Here is a 597-nt window from a genome sequence, read left to right on the forward strand (position 1 = left end):
TTACAAGTCACTTTGAGGCTTCGGTCAATGAATGACCTCCTGTTGCTGCAGTGACATTATACAGTACATTTAGGCATGCGCTCTGCCAGAATCTCGAGACCGCCCACCTTGGCCCACCATAGTGCCTTAACTGCATTTACGGATGGAGCCATCAACACACACGACCCACAGCACTCCCAGGTCAAAGCTCACATGCTGGTGACCATTGGGACAGGCAACCACTGGGATCCAGTCTGTGCCATCGGGTGTGCAGCGAGTGACACCAGTTCGTTTGAATAAGCTCCCTTGAGAGTTTACACCATAGACACTGCCATCAGTTGCTACTTCAATCATGGACAGAAGTCCAGGAATATTCACAAAGCTGCCGGACCCTGAACAGACACTAGACGACACATCCTTCATGATGAAGATTTGGTCGTTGTGGTTCACTCCCCAACAGCTGTATGGACCACAGCTGTAGTACTTCAGCTTTCCACCAATATTAATCCAAGGAATGTTACTGGATAACCATTTGTTGTTAGCATCCATATTTGAACAGAATATGTCATCATACATATTGACACCTGCAATGATCTGATCACCTCCAGCATCCACCTG

1 protein-coding gene is annotated in these 597 nt (G+C 47.6%); it reads right to left on the bottom strand.

Features of this window, described 5'->3' with window-relative positions; all coding sequences use genetic code 11:
* Window positions 1-126 precede the first annotated feature (126 nt).
* Window positions 127-597: tectonin domain-containing protein (locus DK870_RS29195; RefSeq protein WP_218580693.1), on the bottom strand; the 471-nt coding region annotated here is incomplete at its 5' end.

Source organism: Pseudomonas sp. Q1 (assembly GCF_009935975.1).
In the GTDB taxonomy this organism is placed as follows: Bacteria; Pseudomonadota; Gammaproteobacteria; order Pseudomonadales; family Pseudomonadaceae; genus Aquipseudomonas; species Aquipseudomonas palleroniana.